The organism is Reyranella sp. (genome assembly GCF_965249915.1).
Taxonomy (GTDB): domain Bacteria; phylum Pseudomonadota; class Alphaproteobacteria; order Reyranellales; family Reyranellaceae; genus Reyranella.
In genome coordinates this window covers 1,128,989-1,143,658 of the sequence record NZ_OZ252257.1, presented here as the reverse complement: position 1 = coordinate 1,143,658, position 14,670 = coordinate 1,128,989, and the positions used below count along the sequence as shown (strand labels likewise).

16 protein-coding genes are annotated in these 14,670 nt (G+C 67.1%); 3 read left to right on the top strand and 13 right to left on the bottom strand.

The genetic code is table 11. The features are described 5' to 3' along the window. Positions 1 to 31 precede the first annotated feature (31 nt). Positions 32 to 940: a polyprenyl synthetase family protein gene (locus tag ACP15H_RS05720; RefSeq protein WP_425065244.1), complete on the bottom strand. Its 909-nt coding sequence runs from the start codon at positions 938 to 940 to the stop codon at positions 32 to 34. A 9-nt stretch (positions 941 to 949) separates the two neighbouring features. Next, positions 950 to 1,204 carry an exodeoxyribonuclease VII small subunit gene (locus tag ACP15H_RS05715; protein ID WP_425069862.1) on the bottom strand — a complete coding sequence of 85 codons (255 nt, stop codon included), beginning with the start codon at positions 1,202 to 1,204 and terminating at the stop codon, positions 950 to 952. Between the two features lie 276 nt (positions 1,205 to 1,480). Here ACP15H_RS05715 and ACP15H_RS05710 point away from each other — a divergent pair, with 276 nt between their 5' ends. Both ACP15H_RS05710 and ACP15H_RS05705 read left to right on the top strand, forming a co-directional pair. Continuing rightward, positions 1,481 to 2,413 carry an IclR family transcriptional regulator gene (locus ACP15H_RS05710; RefSeq protein ID WP_425065243.1) on the top strand — a complete coding sequence of 311 codons (933 nt, stop codon included), beginning with the start codon at positions 1,481 to 1,483 and terminating at the stop codon, positions 2,411 to 2,413. Between the two features lie 31 nt (positions 2,414 to 2,444). Continuing rightward, entirely contained in the window at positions 2,445 to 2,921 is a 477-nt protein-coding gene (locus ACP15H_RS05705) for a PaaI family thioesterase (RefSeq protein WP_425065242.1), read from the top strand. Between the two features lie 97 nt (positions 2,922 to 3,018). On the opposite strand, the gene ACP15H_RS05700 is transcribed toward ACP15H_RS05705, so the two are convergent. The 5 genes from ACP15H_RS05700 to ACP15H_RS05680 form a co-directional block, all read right to left on the bottom strand. Beyond that, on the bottom strand, positions 3,019 to 4,434 hold the full coding sequence (locus ACP15H_RS05700) for a UdgX family uracil-DNA binding protein (RefSeq protein WP_425065241.1): 1,416 nt from the start codon (positions 4,432 to 4,434) through the stop codon (positions 3,019 to 3,021). After that, entirely contained in the window at positions 4,431 to 5,639 is a 1,209-nt protein-coding gene (locus tag ACP15H_RS05695; protein WP_425065240.1) for a putative DNA modification/repair radical SAM protein, read from the bottom strand. Before ACP15H_RS05695 ends, ACP15H_RS05700 begins: the two co-directional genes overlap by 4 nt. 100 nt (positions 5,640 to 5,739) lie before the next feature. Further along, positions 5,740 to 6,456 (bottom strand): dihydrofolate reductase family protein, encoded by a 717-nt coding sequence (locus tag ACP15H_RS05690; RefSeq protein WP_425065239.1) that lies wholly within the window; start codon positions 6,454 to 6,456, stop codon positions 5,740 to 5,742. Between the two features lie 27 nt (positions 6,457 to 6,483). Further along, positions 6,484 to 7,053 (bottom strand): 2'-5' RNA ligase family protein, encoded by a 570-nt coding sequence (locus ACP15H_RS05685; RefSeq protein ID WP_425065238.1) that lies wholly within the window; start codon positions 7,051 to 7,053, stop codon positions 6,484 to 6,486. 31 nt (positions 7,054 to 7,084) lie between these two features. Further along, entirely contained in the window at positions 7,085 to 7,744 is a 660-nt protein-coding gene (locus tag ACP15H_RS05680; protein ID WP_425065237.1) for a 2'-5' RNA ligase family protein, read from the bottom strand. 94 nt (positions 7,745 to 7,838) lie between these two features. On the opposite strand from ACP15H_RS05680, the gene ACP15H_RS05675 reads away from it, so the two are divergent. Next, the gene (locus ACP15H_RS05675; RefSeq protein ID WP_425065236.1) at positions 7,839 to 8,210 is read left to right on the top strand and encodes a hypothetical protein; all 372 of its coding nucleotides are present in this window, start codon (positions 7,839 to 7,841) and stop codon (positions 8,208 to 8,210) included. An 11-nt stretch (positions 8,211 to 8,221) separates the two neighbouring features. Here ACP15H_RS05675 and ACP15H_RS05670 read toward each other — a convergent pair whose 3' ends face one another. The 6 genes from ACP15H_RS05670 to ACP15H_RS05645 form a co-directional block, all read right to left on the bottom strand. Then, entirely contained in the window at positions 8,222 to 8,641 is a 420-nt protein-coding gene (locus tag ACP15H_RS05670; RefSeq protein WP_425065235.1) for a hypothetical protein, read from the bottom strand. 9 nt (positions 8,642 to 8,650) lie between these two features. After that, the gene (locus ACP15H_RS05665; protein ID WP_425065234.1) at positions 8,651 to 9,439 is read right to left on the bottom strand and encodes a 2-keto-4-pentenoate hydratase; all 789 of its coding nucleotides are present in this window, start codon (positions 9,437 to 9,439) and stop codon (positions 8,651 to 8,653) included. Positions 9,440 to 9,534: 95 nt separating this feature from the next. Continuing rightward, entirely contained in the window at positions 9,535 to 10,020 is a 486-nt protein-coding gene (locus tag ACP15H_RS05660) for a cupin domain-containing protein (RefSeq protein WP_425065233.1), read from the bottom strand. A 26-nt stretch (positions 10,021 to 10,046) separates the two neighbouring features. Then, positions 10,047 to 10,835, bottom strand: coding sequence for a 2-keto-4-pentenoate hydratase (locus ACP15H_RS05655; protein WP_425065232.1), 789 nt, complete (start codon positions 10,833 to 10,835; stop codon positions 10,047 to 10,049). 242 nt (positions 10,836 to 11,077) lie between these two features. Further along, complete coding sequence (locus ACP15H_RS05650) at positions 11,078 to 13,327, bottom strand: 3-hydroxyacyl-CoA dehydrogenase NAD-binding domain-containing protein (protein ID WP_425065231.1); 2,250 nt, start codon at positions 13,325 to 13,327, stop codon at positions 11,078 to 11,080. Between the two features lie 103 nt (positions 13,328 to 13,430). Further along, positions 13,431 to 14,642 carry an acetyl-CoA C-acetyltransferase gene (locus ACP15H_RS05645; RefSeq protein WP_425065230.1) on the bottom strand — a complete coding sequence of 404 codons (1,212 nt, stop codon included), beginning with the start codon at positions 14,640 to 14,642 and terminating at the stop codon, positions 13,431 to 13,433. Positions 14,643 to 14,670 lie beyond the last annotated feature (28 nt).

Sequence of the window (14,670 nt, the reverse complement as noted above, 5' to 3'; positions counted from 1 at the left end):
ATACTCCTGCACGGCGACCCGTGCCCCAACTTCAGGTGCGACGCGCCACGACGAATTCTGTGGCTTGCCTTAGCAAATCCGCCGCCTCGCCAAACGGCTCGAGATGCGCGGCGGCCTGTCGCGCCAGCATCCCCGCCTGCGCGCGAGCACGCTCTACGCCCAGAACGGAAACGAAGGTAGCCTTGCCTGCCGCCTCGTCCTTGCCCGGCGTCTTTCCGAGTTCTGCGGCGCTGCCCTCGATGTCGAGCAGATCGTCGACGATCTGGAAGGCGAGACCGAGATCGTGGGCATAGGCCGACAGCGACGCCCGCGCCATATCGCCGGCTTTGCCCAGGATCGCCCCGGCCGTGCACGAGAACGAGATCAACGCGCCGGTCTTCAATCGTTGCAGGTGGGTGATGGCACCGATCGACTGGTCGGAGCCCTCCTGCTCGGCCAGCAGGTCGAGCATCTGCCCGCCCACCATGCCGCGGGCCCCCGCGGCCTTCGCCAGCTCGGCGACCAGGGCCGTGCGCACCGCCGGGTCGCCATGCGTGTCCTCGTGCGCCAGCACCTCGAAGGCCAGCGCCTGGAGCGCGTCGCCCGCCAGGATGGCCGTCGCCTCGTCGAACTGCCGGTGGCAGGAGGGCTTTCCGCGGCGCAGGTCATCGTCGTCCATCGCCGGCAGGTCGTCGTGGATCAGCGAATAGGCGTGCACGAACTCGATGGCGCAGGCCGTGCGCAAGGCCGGCATCGTGCCCACCTTGAACAGCGTGGCGCCGGCCAGCACGAAGAAGGCGCGCAGCCGCTTGCCGCCGCCCAGGCTCGAATATCGCATGGCCTCGAAGACGCGGGCCTCGCCCGAGACGCCGGCGGGCAGCAGGCGCTCCATGGTGCGTTCGACGGATTGCGCCGCGAACGACAGCGCAGCGTCAAACCGGGTGTGCGACGACAACGGCATGGGCGTGAATCAGCCGAGATCTGCGGGCTGAGTCGCGACCGAACCGTCGGCGGAGAAGACGATCTTCTCGACCTTCATCTTGGCTTCGGCGAGCCGCTGCTCGCAATGGCGCTTCAGCAGGGCCCCCCGCTCATAGGCGGAAATGGCCTCATCGAGCTTCACCTGGCCGCGTTCGAGCTGCTGGACGATGCCTTCCAGTTCCTTGAGCGCATCCTCGAAGGAGAGCGCCATGATATCCTTAGGAAGTGTGGGTTCTTTGGCCAATTCTTGCCTCTCGAAGGGTTGGTCCGGATGGTACCCGGCCGCGGCGAACATGTCGAAAGATGCCGCTCGCGTCACCCAAATAGGCCGAAAATTCCCGAATCAGAGAGCAGAACTGCACGAGTGCAACTGTTGATAATCAATTCACGCATCTCTGACATGGCCGCTTTGCACGTTCGCAGGACAAAACCCGGATCTGCGCATTGCGGTACGAGTGAGCCGATGGCAGGTTCCGCTCCGCAAAGAATAAACGGCCATTCACCAAAGGAGCAGACGCCCATGGGCAACGTCAGTCATCTCGTCACGCGAACCGCGGCTTTCCAGAGCTCCATCGAAAATGGCCTCGCCGAAGGATCGAGCAGCAAGGATCGCCAGTTCGTCACCGCCCTGGCCCGCGGCCTCGACATCCTCCGCGCCTTCCACGCCGGCGAAGGCATGCTGGGCAACCAGGAGATCGCCCATCGCACCGGCCTCCCGAAGCCGACCGTCGCCCGCCTCACCCACACGCTGACCGAGCTGGGCTACCTGAACTACATCCGCCGCTTCCGGAAGTACGAGCTGGGCGCCTCGGTGCTGGCGCTGGGCTATGCCGCGATCTCGAGCATGGACGTCCGCCGCGCCTCGCGTCAGCCGCTGGAGCAGCTCGCCCACGCGCTCAACGCCTCGACCGCCCTGGGCGGCCGCGACCGTCACTCGATGATCTACCTCGAAGCCTGCCGCGGCCCGTCCGTGGTGGCGATCACCCACGATGTCGGCACGCGCGTCCCGATGGCCAGCACGGCGATGGGCCGCGCCTACCTGTTCACGCTGCCGGACGTCGACCGCAACAAGCAGATCGACGCCATCCGCCGCCGCTGGCGCGACGACTGGACCAAGGTCAAGGCCGGGCTGGAGCGCTCGTTCAAGGAGCTGACGGACCGCGGCTTCTGCGTCACCTGGGGCGAGTGGCTGCCCGAGCTGTGCGGCGTCGGCGCCCCGCTGCGCAACTCCGACGGCACGGCGGCCTACGCCGTCAACGCCTCCGCGCCGATCTACCAGATCAGCCGCGACCGTCTCGAGGCCGACTGGGGCCCGCGCCTGGTCAAGGTGGCGCGCGACATCCGCACCGGCATGGCGGCACAGCCGGCCATCACCGCCTCGGCCGGCCCGGTCCTGCGTCCGATGATGGCCAACGGTCATCGGCCGCCGATGTCGGCGATGGCGCGCCGCTAGGCGCGCCCCCTCTTCTCGAGGCATTTGAGACATGGCTATCCAACGACCGGCCGACGCTCGGCCGGTCGCTCCGTATGTGTTCCGCGGCTTCAATGGCGTGATCGGCCATCAGGTCGTGGCGTGGCGGCACGGTTTCGTCGAGATGCGCCTCGACGTGCGCGCCGAGCTCTGCAACGCCAACGGCCTGCTGCACGGCGGCGTGCTGATGACGCTGCTCGATTCGGCCAGCGGCTTCGCCTGCACCTTCAACGAGACGGCGACGGCGCGGCGGCTTTCCGTGACGCTCGCCTTCACGACCCAGTTCATCAAGGCCGGCCGCGAAGGCGACGTGCTCACGATCCTGGGCGCGTGGCGTCCCTCGACCAGCCAGAGCACCTTCGCCGCCGAGACCGAGATCTACAACCAGGCGAACGAGCTGCTCGCCACCGGCGCCGGCACCTTCCGCTACCTGAAGGGCGAGCGCAGCGACGGCGTGCTGGAGTTCCTCGACCAGAAGGCCGCGGACTGAGCAGCTGCCTCATTGGAGCGCGCAACTCCGGTTGCGCTCATGTCTCGGTGTCCATCAACGAAGCTTGAGCGCAACCGGAGTTGCGCGCTCCCTTGAACTATCGCGTTTCCACAATCAGGCGGCGGACCGCGATGAGGTCGTCCCGGAACGCGTCGTACGCCTCGCGCTTCGCCGCCTCGTCCTGCAGGCGCAGCAGGTAGGACGGGTGCACCGTCGCATAGCCCGGCAATCCATCGAGCGCGATGGGACCTCGCGACTTCAGGACCGAGAGCGGCTTCCCGGTCAAACCGAGCAGCGCCGTCCCGCCCATCGCGACCACGAGCTTGGGCCGCACGAAGGACAGCTCGCGCTGCAGCCACCAGCGATAGCGCTTCACCTCGCCCGGATTGGGCCGCTTGTGCAGCCGCTTCTTGCCGCGCGGCTCGTACTTGAAATGCTTCACCGCGTTGGTGACGTAGACGCCCGCGCGGTCGATGCCCGCCTCGCCCAGCGCCTGGTCGAAGAGCTGCCCGGCCGGGCCGATGAACGGGCGCCCTTCCCGCTCCTCCTGGTCGCCCGGCTGCTCACCGACGAACGCGACCATGGGCTCCATCGGCCCCTCGCCCAGCACCGCGCGATCGGCCCCCGGCGTCAACGGCTCGGATGCCGCGATCAACCGGTTCAACTCCGCCAGCGTCTGCGGACCCTGCTCGGCCATCGCCGCCACCGCCTTGAGCGGGTCGCGCTTTTCCCGCTCCGCCGCTTCACGCGCGATCATCTCGCGGGCCCGCGCCGGCGCCTGCTGCACGAGGCCGGCGATGGACGCGGCTTCCGGCAAATTGCGCCAGTATTTTTCCGGCATGTGCTGGCGCATCGCCTTGGGATTGAGGCGCGCGGGATTGAAGACGTTCTCGTAGTAGCAGCGCCACGCCGCCTCGAAGCCGTCGGACTGCGGCGCGTCGCTGCGCTGCGCGGGCGGCCCGACCGTCAGCGTCTCCCGGTCCCAGTGCAGCGAGCCCTTGGGCGTCAGGATGGACCAGACGAGGCTCCGGAAACGCTCGACGAAGAAGCCGGCCGTCGCCTCGACGATGAAATGGTCGGGCTCGAACCAGGACACGAACCTTTCGGTTCCGTCGGGATCGTGCGTCTCGCGGAAGCGCACGAAGGCATGCATCTTGTGCAGGTCGCGGCGCACCGACTTCGCCATGCCCTCCAGGCGATGCACCAGCGGATCGCTCTGGACGTCGAGCAACGCGCGCTCGCCGTTCAACACCCGCCAGACCGCCGCATACAGCAAGGCATAGCGCTCGCGGTCGCAATGGCAGACCACCAGACGGATCAGCTCGCCCAGCGCACGGGGCAATCCGACAGGCGGCGCCGCATCGACGTCATCCTGACGAGCGCCGAACAGATCGCTTTCGTCCGCCACGCTCCAGGAAACCGACTCGGGCGGCGCCCTGCGCGCGGCAAGCCTGCGGACGGCGGCCCGGAAGCCATCGAGGTCGGCGCCCTCGCGCAGCGCGACGCCGATCAAAAGAGACTTCCCTGCACCGGCGCCTCCGCCAGGTTGGTGCGAAGGTCGGCCCGGTCGGAGATCTTCGTCGGCCGATAGTCGGCGGTGATGAGGAACGGCAGCAGCCGCTTCACGCTGCGCGCCAGCCGGCCGATATCGGCGAGGCGCAGCCGCGCATGCCGCCGTGCCGCGATGATCCTGTCGACGGAGCGGACGCCGAGACCGGGCACGCGCAGCAGCATCTCGCGATCGGCCGTGTTCACGTCGAGCGGAAAGCGCTCGCGGTTCTGCAGCGCCCAAGCCGCCTTGGGATCGATGTCGAGAGCGAGCATGCCGTCACGGCTGGCGCTCGCGACCTCGTCGGCGGAAAAGCCGTAGAAGCGCAGCAGCCAGTCGGCCTGGTAGAGGCGATTCTCGCGCTGCAGCGGCGGCGCCTTGAGCGGCAGCACGGCGCTCGGCGACGGGATCGGACTGAAGGCGGAGTAATAGACGCGGCGCAGCGCATAATCCTTGTAGAGCACGGCGCTGATGCTCAGCAGCGCCGCGTCGGTGGTCGCGTCGGCACCGACGATGACCTGCGTGCTCTGACCCGCCGGCGAGAACTTGCGCCGGTCCTCCTTGGCCTCGTCGATACGCTCCTTCATCTGGCCCATGGCGCCGGTGATCGACGCCGCCTTCTTCTCGGGGGCCAGGCGCTCGAGGCTTCCGGCCGAGGTGAGTTCGATGTTGATCGACAGCCGGTCGGCGAACAGGCCCGCCTGCTCGATCAGCCAGGGATTGGCTTCGGGGATCGTCTTCAGATGGATGTAGCCCGCAAAGCCGTGCTCGCGCCGCAGCTTCTTCGCTACAAGGACAAGCTGCTCCATCGTGTGATCGGGATTGCGGATGATCCCGGACGAGAGGAACAGGCCTTCGATGTAGTTGCGCTTGTAGAAGTTGAGCGTCAGCGAGACGACCTCGTCGACCGTGAAGCGCGCCCGCTCGACGTTCGAGGAGCGGCGGTTGATGCAATAGGCACAGTCGAACAAGCAGTAGTTCGTCAGCAGGATCTTGAGCAGCGACACGCAGCGCCCGTCCGGCGTGTAGGCATGGCAGATACCGTTGCTCGTCGAGCCCAGACCATCGGGCCCGGCCGCCCGCTTCGGCGCGCCCGAGGACGCGCAGGAGGCGTCGTACTTGGCGGCATCCGATAGAATGCGAAGCTTGGTCGTGAGCTTTTCGTCCAACAACGTCTCCTATGGCGTAGGGCGCGAGAGCGTTGTTCTCTATATGTTCCATTTCGGCGCAAGCGCAAGCCTCCCCGGATTTTCCTTACTTTTCAGAAGGTTAAGACGCGCCCGCTTGGCTCGATAGCGAACGCAGCCTGTAGCGCAGCCACATCGTGCCGCCCTCGAGCACCTCGTGGCTCACCAGGGTCATGCTCTCGATCGGCGCCGGCCCGAGATCGGTGTCGCCCGAGTTGAACACGATCGGCCCGCCGGTGCTGCCGTCGATCACGGGACAGATCACCAGGCTCAACTCGTCGATCAGCCCGGCGCGCAGCAAGGCGCCGTTCGCGCCGCCCCCGCCCTCCAGCATGATCCGCTCGATGCCCAGCTCGCGATTGAGCGTCTCCAGCGCCGCCGCCAGATCGATCTCGGTCTTGCCCGCGAAGATGTAGGAGACGCCGTCGGCGCGCAGGCCGGCCAGGTGCCGGTCCGGCACCGCCTCGGTCAGGATCACGAGGATCGGATCGCCACCGATGTCGCGCCGCGCCCACACCGCCTTGCCGTGCCCGTCGAGGAAGATCCCCCACGCCTTGGCCTCGCGCTGCGCGAACCAGTTCTCGCGTGCGAACACCTGATCGGTCGGCGGATAATGCGGCTCCGTGCCCTTGGCGAATTCCTGGGCGGTCACGCGGCCGCAGAGCCATGACCCGCCGCCCATCTGGTCGTGCAGCCGCTCGAACAGGTTGGGCACGACGTTGACCTTGGGCCGCCAGCGGCTGCCCCAGATACGACCGTCGACGCTGCAGACCATGTGGCAGAGGACATAGGGTTTCATGCGCCTATCATAGCCGAAGGCAGTCGCTCAGAAATCGAATCCCGGCAGCGGCAACTGCCGCCCCCGCAACGGCAGCCGCCCGACAGGACAGTGCGTCGCCCTGCCCAGCTGGCTGTGCACGAGAACGATCTCGCGCACCGTCCAGCCGATCGCCTTGATGCGGCGCTCGGGCACGATCGTTTCGCTCCTCATGAGCGTCATGTGAGGCAGGAAGGCGCGCCTTCTTTCCACGCCAGGCGAGGTCAGCGCATCGCGCAGCCGGGTCGAAAGGCTTTCGAGATCGGCGCTGCCCCTGCCACCACACAGCACGAGGGCGCCCCGGCCGTGTGACTTCGCGGATCCGAAGGAAAGCCGGAACGGTGGCATCTCGACCGTGCCGGCCTGCCGGACGATCGCGTCGATGTCCTCGGACGTGGGTGGCACCACATAGTCGCCGACACGCCCCAGCGTCACATGGAGCTGCTCCGGCGGGACTTCCGTTCCCGAGAGGCCAGCCTTCTCGCACAGGTGACGCCGAGCACCACAGATCGCCTCCACAGTCTCCGCGTCGGGAAACACGGCGAAGAACAGCCGGTCGGTCGGCCTCACCGTAATCATGTCTCGTCCCGAACGTTTTCCCGTGGGGGGATCAGGCCAGCGGCAGGCGCAGGAGGTGGCGGTGCGTCGTCTGGCCGATCGAGCTGTGCACGAGCACGATCTCGCGTACCGTCCAGCTGATCGGCTCGACCGGCTCGGGCTCGATGTGACGGCCGTCATGGAGCAGGGTCACGTGCGGCGTGTAGCGGCGGGCCGGCCGCGGCGTGTCGTCGAGCGCATCGCTCAGGCGCTGCTGCAGCACCTCGAGGCCGATCGTGGCCTCCTCCCCCGTGAGCACCAGCGCACCGTTGGCAAAGCTCGTCAGCCGGTCGAACCCGACGCGAAAGGACGGCATCACGATCCCACGGGCGCGCGCCATCCAGCCGTCGATCTCGCCAGCCTCCGGCAGGCCATGGCCCTCATGGACGGAGGCCAGGGTGACGTGGAAGTGGCCGGTCTTAAGAAGACGCCCCGTCAGGCCATGCGCGGCCCGCCAGGAAGCGGCGCGCTCGGCGATCCTCTCCGCCGTCTCGGCGTCCGGCAGGACCGCGAAGAACAGACGGTCGGTGAAGCTCTGCCTCATCCGACGCATCCCGGCATGACGCCGGCGAAGCCGGTCCACGCCCAGGCGCGAGGGGCCCTGCTCCGGCCGCGGGGCGACCGGATAGCGCTCTCCGAAAGTCTCGATTTTCGCCCCGAAATGTGCGCCCACGGCCTGCCTCCTCAACGATATGTTCATGATATGTTCTCAATGGGGATAAAGCAAGGGCTCGGGGTTGGCCCGAAACATTTGATACGATGCAGCGATGCAGATCCGCGGATTCTATGAATTGGGCCACGCGCTCGACGTCATCGACGGCGAGAGCCACGGCTTCGCGCCGGCCGACATCGAGAGGGTCGAGCGCTATTGGGCCTATGGCGACATGCACGACAGCATGGCGGGCTTCGTGCTGCGGCTGCGCGACGGTCGCCGGGCCTATGGCGAGTTCGTGCATTGGCACGGCTTCGAGCAGGACGAGGATTTCAGGATCGATGTCGAGATGCTGGAGGGCGACGAGGTCCCCGCCACGCCCCTGCGCGAGCCGATCGACCCGTCGGCGCCCTGGCCGCCGGGCGGCTGGTCGGACGAGACGGCGCATCTCGATCGTCTCCTGATACGGGGCGCGGCCGCCCCGTAGCGGCGACGCCGCTACTTCTTCGTGGCCTGCTCGCGCAGCGTCTCGGCGATCTTCTTGGCGTCATAGGTCGGATAGAACTCGGTGCGGAACGCCTTCCACGCGCCCTGCTCCACCGCACGATTGACCTCGCGCAGCCGCGCCGGCGGCACGCGCAGAGTCACGATGTAGCCGAGGCCCATGGCGATGTACCAGGACTCGACCTGGATGCCCTCGGGCGGGAACTTCGCCCAGAAGCCCTGCTCGGCCTGGATCTTGTTGATCTCGTCGAGGTTCATCGTCTGGTCATGCCGCATGATGACCGTGAGCAGGATGTAGTCCGATGGCGTCGCCGCCGGGCCCGGCACCGCGGCGGGAGGCGCCGGAGTCTGGGCCGCGCTCGGCAAGCTGAACATCAATGCTGCGACAACGAGCGAAAATCCGAACGGCTTCATGTCGATCTCCTACTTGATCGTGATTTCCGTCGAGCCGAGTCCTTCGAACTCGGTCTTCGCGACGCCGGTGCCGGGCAGGAAGGCGGGCGGATGGACAGAGCCGGTCAGGACGAGGTCACCCGCCTTCAGTTGCCTGCCATGCTTGTTGAGGGCGTTGGCGAGCCAGGCCAGCGAGATCATCGCGCCGCCCATGACGGCGCGGCCGAGACCGGACGCGAGTTCCTTACCGTCGAGCGTCGAGCGGCCCTTCAGGTTGGCAAAGTCGAGCGTCTGCCAGTCCTTGATCTCGGTGCCGACGACCAGCGCCGCCTGCAGCACGTTGTCGGCGATGCGCGCCGGGCCGGTCATCCTGGTGACGTCGACGTAGCGATTGTCGACCAGCTCCATGCCGCAGTGGAGCGCGCCGACATGAGCGCGGATGCTGTCGGCGGTGTAGGGCGAGCCGCCGGCCGGCGCGTCCTTCGAAATGCGGGCGACCAGCTCGGGCTCGATGCCGGGCTTCAGCGGCCAGCCCTTCTCGAAGGTCGCACCGCTCTGGCGCAGGCCGCTGTCATAGACGCCGGCAAACACCGGTCCCGAGAGCTTCAGCGGCTCGTATTGAGTCGGCAGGGTCAGCGCGATCTTCCAGCCGGCAAACTTGTCGCCGGCGGCGGCGTAGAGATCATGGATCGCGAACTGGACCTTGTAGGCATCCGCCTCGGAGAGGCCGGCTGTCGCCGCGATGATGTCCATCGGCTTCCGCGAGCGCCGGCCGTCGGCGATCCTTTCGGCGAGTGCGGCGATTTCCCTGGCGTCCATGGCATTCCTCCCAGCCTCAGGAAGGGATCATTGCCGCGCGTTCACGTCAGGGCAAGGTATGGTGCGCGAAGCGCCTTGGCGATGCTACCACGGCGTCACTTCTTCTCGCGGTCGTAGTAGTCGACGGTGGTCTCGGCGCGGAACATCTTCCAGAGCGTCGTGGAATTGCCGTTGCCGGCGACGATCGAGATCTTGCCGGAGTCCGGATACTCGCAGGAATCGACCGGGACGCGGGTCGACACGGCGAGATAGCGCATCGGCTCCGTGCCGGTGTTGATGATCTGGTGCGCCACGTCGGCGCCGCCGGGTGGGCAGGCAATGACGTCGTGGCGCCGGATCGGATGGCGCTGGTCGCCGAACCGGAGTTCGCCCTCGCCCTCCAGGATGAGGAACATCTCCTCCTCACCGTGGTGGCTGTGGAACGGGCACTGGGCCTTGCCGGGCGGCAGGACCGTGAGGTTGTAGCCAAGGTTCCGCGCGCCGATCGCGTCGCTGAACCGGGCGCGGCGGGAGGTGTAGAGGCCATTCTCCTCGACGTCGTCGAACGTCACGTCGTCGAGGTTCGCGATCGGCTTCACCATGCCCGCCTCCGGCTCGAGGGATGCTCTTACTTGACGGTGATCTCCGCGCCGCCCAGCCCGACGAACTCGGTCTTGGCAACGCCGGCGGCCGGCAGGAACTGCGGCGGGTGCACCGAGCCGGTCAGGATCATGTCGCCGGCCTTCAGCTGCTTGCCGTTGGCGATCAGCCTGTTGGCGAGCCAGGCGAGCGAGATCATCGCGCCGCCCATCACGTTGCTGCCGGGACCGGCGCCGATCTCCTTGCCTTCGAACTCCGAGCGGCCCTTGACGTTGACGAAGTCGGTCTTCTGCCAGTCCTTGATCTCGGTGCCGACGATGCAGGCGGCCTGCAGCACGTCGTCGGCGATGCGGCCCGGGCCGCCCAGCTTGGAGACGTCGCCATAGCGGTTCTCGACCACTTCCATGCCGCAATAGAGGTTGGAGACGAAGGCCTGGATCGACTGGGCGGTATATTCCGTGCCGGCCGGCACGTCCTTGCCCATGCGCGCGACCATCTCGCATTCGACGCCGGCCTTGAGCGGCCAGCCCTTCTCGAACACCGCGCCGCTCTGCTTGATGCCGCTGGTGTAGATGCCGGCGAAGGCCGGGCCCGAGAGCTTCAGCGGCTCGTACTGCGCCGGAACGGCGAAGGCGACCTTCCAGCCCGCGAGCTTCCAGCCGGCGGCCTCGAGCTTGTCGTGGACCGCAAACTGCACCTTGTAGGCATCGGCCTCGGAGAGGCTCGCCGTGGCATCCGCAAGCCAGTCCATCGTCGTCTTCGAGCAGCGGCCTTCGACGATGCGGTCGGCGAGTGCGGCGATTTCCTTGGCGTCCACGGCATTTCTCCCTTTGATCTGGCGTCGCGCTTTTTACTGCCCCGCGACGCAAGTTCAAAGCTCATGTTCCTCTCCGCCCGCTTTAGCGGGGGGAGAGGTTGGGAGAGGTGGGTCATGTGTTTGTAGTTGGCGAGGCATGCCTGCGAGAGGCACCCACCTCACCTACCCCACGCATGCGCGTAGGGCCCCTTCCTCTCCCCCCACTGCGTGGGCGGAGAGGACAATTCAGGGGAGTCGGATAACTACGCCGCCTTTGCCGGCTGGTACTTGCCGTAGAAGCTTTCGCCCTTGGCGGCCATGTCGCGCAGCAGCTTCGGCACCTCGAACTGGCTACCGTACTTCTTGGCGAACGCGTCGCACTCGGCGACGAACGTCTTGATGCCGACCTGGTCGATCAGGCTGATCGCCCCGCCGGTTTGCGGCGCGAAGCCCAGGCCCATGATCGAGCCCACGTCGCCGTCCTGCGGGTTGGTCAGCACGTTGCTTTCGAGGCAGCGCGCGGTGTCGACCGCCTGCACGTAGAGCAGGCGCTTCTTGATCTCGTCTTCCTTGGCGCGCTTGTCCTCGCCCTCGCCGTAGAGCAGCGCCGGATCGGCCGGGAAGTACTTCTCCAGTTCCGGCCACAGGCGCTTCTTGCCGTCGGCCGGATACTCGTAGAAGCCCTTGCCGTTCTTGCGGCCGAAGCGCTCCAGCTTCTTGACCATCAGCTCGAGGATGTCCTCGGTGCCGGCGCCTTCGAACTTCTCGCCGGAAGCCTCGGCGTCGCGCCGCGCCTGGTCCATGATCTTCCACGACAGGTCGATGGCGACCTCGTCGTTGAGCGACAGCGGGCCCACCGGCATACCGGCGTAGCGCGCGCAGTTCTCGATCATCGCGGCCGGGATGCCCTCCTTCAGCATGCGATGGCCTTCGCTGATGAAGGCGCCGCAGACGCGGGAAGTGAAGAAGCCGCGGCTGTCGTTCACGACGATCGGGGTCTTGCGGATCTTCTGGACGAAGTCGAGCGCCCGCGCGAGCGTCTCCTGCGAGGTCTTCTGGCCGACGATGATCTCGACCAGCGGCATCTTCTCGACCGGCGAGAAGAAGTGCAGGCCGATGAACTGGTCGGGCCGCGACGAGGCCTCGGCGAGGCCGGTGATCGGCAGCGTCGAGGTGTTCGACGCGAACACCGCCGTCTTCGGCAGCGCGGCCTCGGCCTTCTTCGTGGCCTCGGCCTTCACGTCGCGGTTCTCGAACACCGCCTCGATCACGAGGTCGCAGTCCTTGAGCGCGCCGAAGTCCGGCGTCGCCGTGACCTTGGCCAGCATCGCGTCGGCCTTGGCCTGGTCGAGGCGCTTGCGCTTCACCAGCTTGCCCAGCTCGTCGACGATATGCGCCTTGCCCTTGTCGGCAGCGGCCTGGTCACGGTCGATCAGCACGATGTCGAGGCCGGCCTGCACCGAGACGGTGGCAATGCCCGCGCCCATCAGGCCGGCACCCAGCACGCCGATCTTCTTGTACTCCTGCTTCGGCACGCCCTTGGGCCGGCGCACCAGCTTGTTGGCTTCCTGCAGGCCGAAGAACAGCGTGCGGATCATGCTCTTGGCGACGGGATCGCGCAGCAGCGAGACGAAGTAGCGGGTCTCGACCCGGAGCGCGGCATCGAACGGAAGCTGCAGGCCCTCGTAGACACAGCTCAGGATCGCCTTCGGCGCCGGATAGACGCCGTTGGTCTTGCCGCGCACCATGGCGCTGCCGCCGATGAAGGTCATGACGCCCGGCGGGCTCCAGACCTGGCCGCCGGGGAAGCCCGGCACCTTGAAGCCCTTGCGGTCCCACGGCTGCACGGCGCGGCCGTCGATCGCCTTGGCGCCCTTGCCGGCATATTCCGGCACGACCTGTTCGGTCGCCGGCGCCGTCAGCCAGGCCTTGGCGCGGGCCAGCAGCTCGGCCGCCGGCACGACCTCGTGGATGAGACCCAGGCCCTTGGCGGCGTCGACCGTGAGATCCTTGCCTTCGAGCAGGATCGGCGCGGCGTTCTGCACGCCGATCAGGCGCGGAATGCGCTGCGTGCCGCCGCCGCCCGGCAGCAGGCCGATCTTCACCTCGGGCTGGCCGACCTTGGTCTTCGGATTGGCCGCGGCGATGCGATAGTGCGTGGCGAGGCAGATCTCGAAGCCGCCGCCCAGCGCCGTACCGTTGATCGCGGCCACGATCGGCTTGCCGCCGGTTTCCTGGCGGCGGAACATCTTCTGCAGCTGGCTGAACTGCTCCATCAGCTTCGATGCGTCGGACGTGTCGAGGCTCAGGATCATCTCGAGGTCGGCACCGGCGATGAAGCTGTCCTTGCCCGACGTGATGATGATGCCCTTGACCTTCTCGTCCTTCAGGGCGGTCTCGAGCGCGCCGGCATAGGCCGTCATCGAGGCCTCGTTCAGCACGTTCATCGCGCGGTTCGGCATGTCCCAGGTGATGGTGGCGATGCCGTCGTTGTCGACGTTGTAGTTGATCATGTTTCAATCCCTCTTCGCTGGGAGCGCGCCACTCCAGTGGCGCTCATGTGTGTCGAAATGCCAAGGAAGATGCGCCACTGGAGTGGCGCGCTCCCAGCAATGATCAGACGCGCTCGATGATGGTGGCGGTGCCCATGCCGCCGCCGACGCAGAGCGTGGCGAGGCCGGTCGAGAGGTTGCGGCGCTCGAGCTCGTCGAGCAGCGTGCCCAGGATCATCGCGCCGGTGGCGCCCAGCGGATGGCCCATGGCGATCGCGCCGCCGTTCACGTTGATCTTGTCGTGCGGCATCTTGAGGATCTGCATGTAGCGCAGCACGACGGCGGCAAAGGCCTCGTTCAGCTCGAACAGGTCGATGTCGCTCGCCGACATGCCGGCGCGCTTCAGCGCCTTCTCCGAGGCCGGCGCCGGGCCGGTCAGCATGATCGCCGGCTCCGAGCCGATCGAGGCGAAGGAGCGGATGCGGGCGCGCGGCTTGAGGCCGGCCTTCTCGCCGAACTCCTTGGAGCCCACCAGGATCGCGGCGGCGCCGTCGACGATGCCCGACGAGTTGCCGGCATGGTGCACGTGATTGATCTTCTCGACCTCGGGATAGCGTTGCTGCGCCACCGCGTTGAAGCCGGGCATCATCTCGCCCTGCATCTTGAAGCTGGGCTCAAGTGCTGCCAGCGTCTGCATGGTCGTGGTCGGGCGCAGGAACTCGTCATGGGCCAGCAGCTCGATGCCGTTCTGGTCGCGCACCGGCACGATCGACTTCTTGAAGTAGCCGGCGTCCCAGGCGGCCTTGGCGCGCCTCTGCGATTCGACGGCATAGCTGTCGACGTCGTCGCGGCTCATGCCGTACTTGGTGGCGATCAGGTCGGCCGAAACGCCCTGCGGCACGAAATACATCGGGATCGCCACGGCCGGATCGACCGCCCAGGCGCCGCCGTCCGAGCCCATCGGCACGCGGCTCATGCTCTCGACGCCGCCGCCGATCGCAGCCTGGCTCTGGCCCGACATGACCTGCGCGGCCGCCATGTTGGTGGCTTCGAGGCCCGAGGCGCAGAAGCGGTTGACCTGCACGCCCGAGACGGTCTCGGCATAGCCCGCCATGACCGACGCGGTGCGCGCGATGTCGGCGCCCTGCTCGCCGATCGGCATGACGCAGCCCAGCACGATATCGTCGACCAGGTGCGTGTTTAGATTGTTGCGGTCGCGCAGGGCCTGCAGCGCGGTGACGGCCAGGCGCACCGGCGTCACTTCATGGAGCGAGCCATCCTTGCGGCCCTTGCCGCGCGGGGTGCGGACGGCGTCGTAAATGTATGCGTCGGTCATGTCGGTCTCCTATTCGATAGTTCAGATT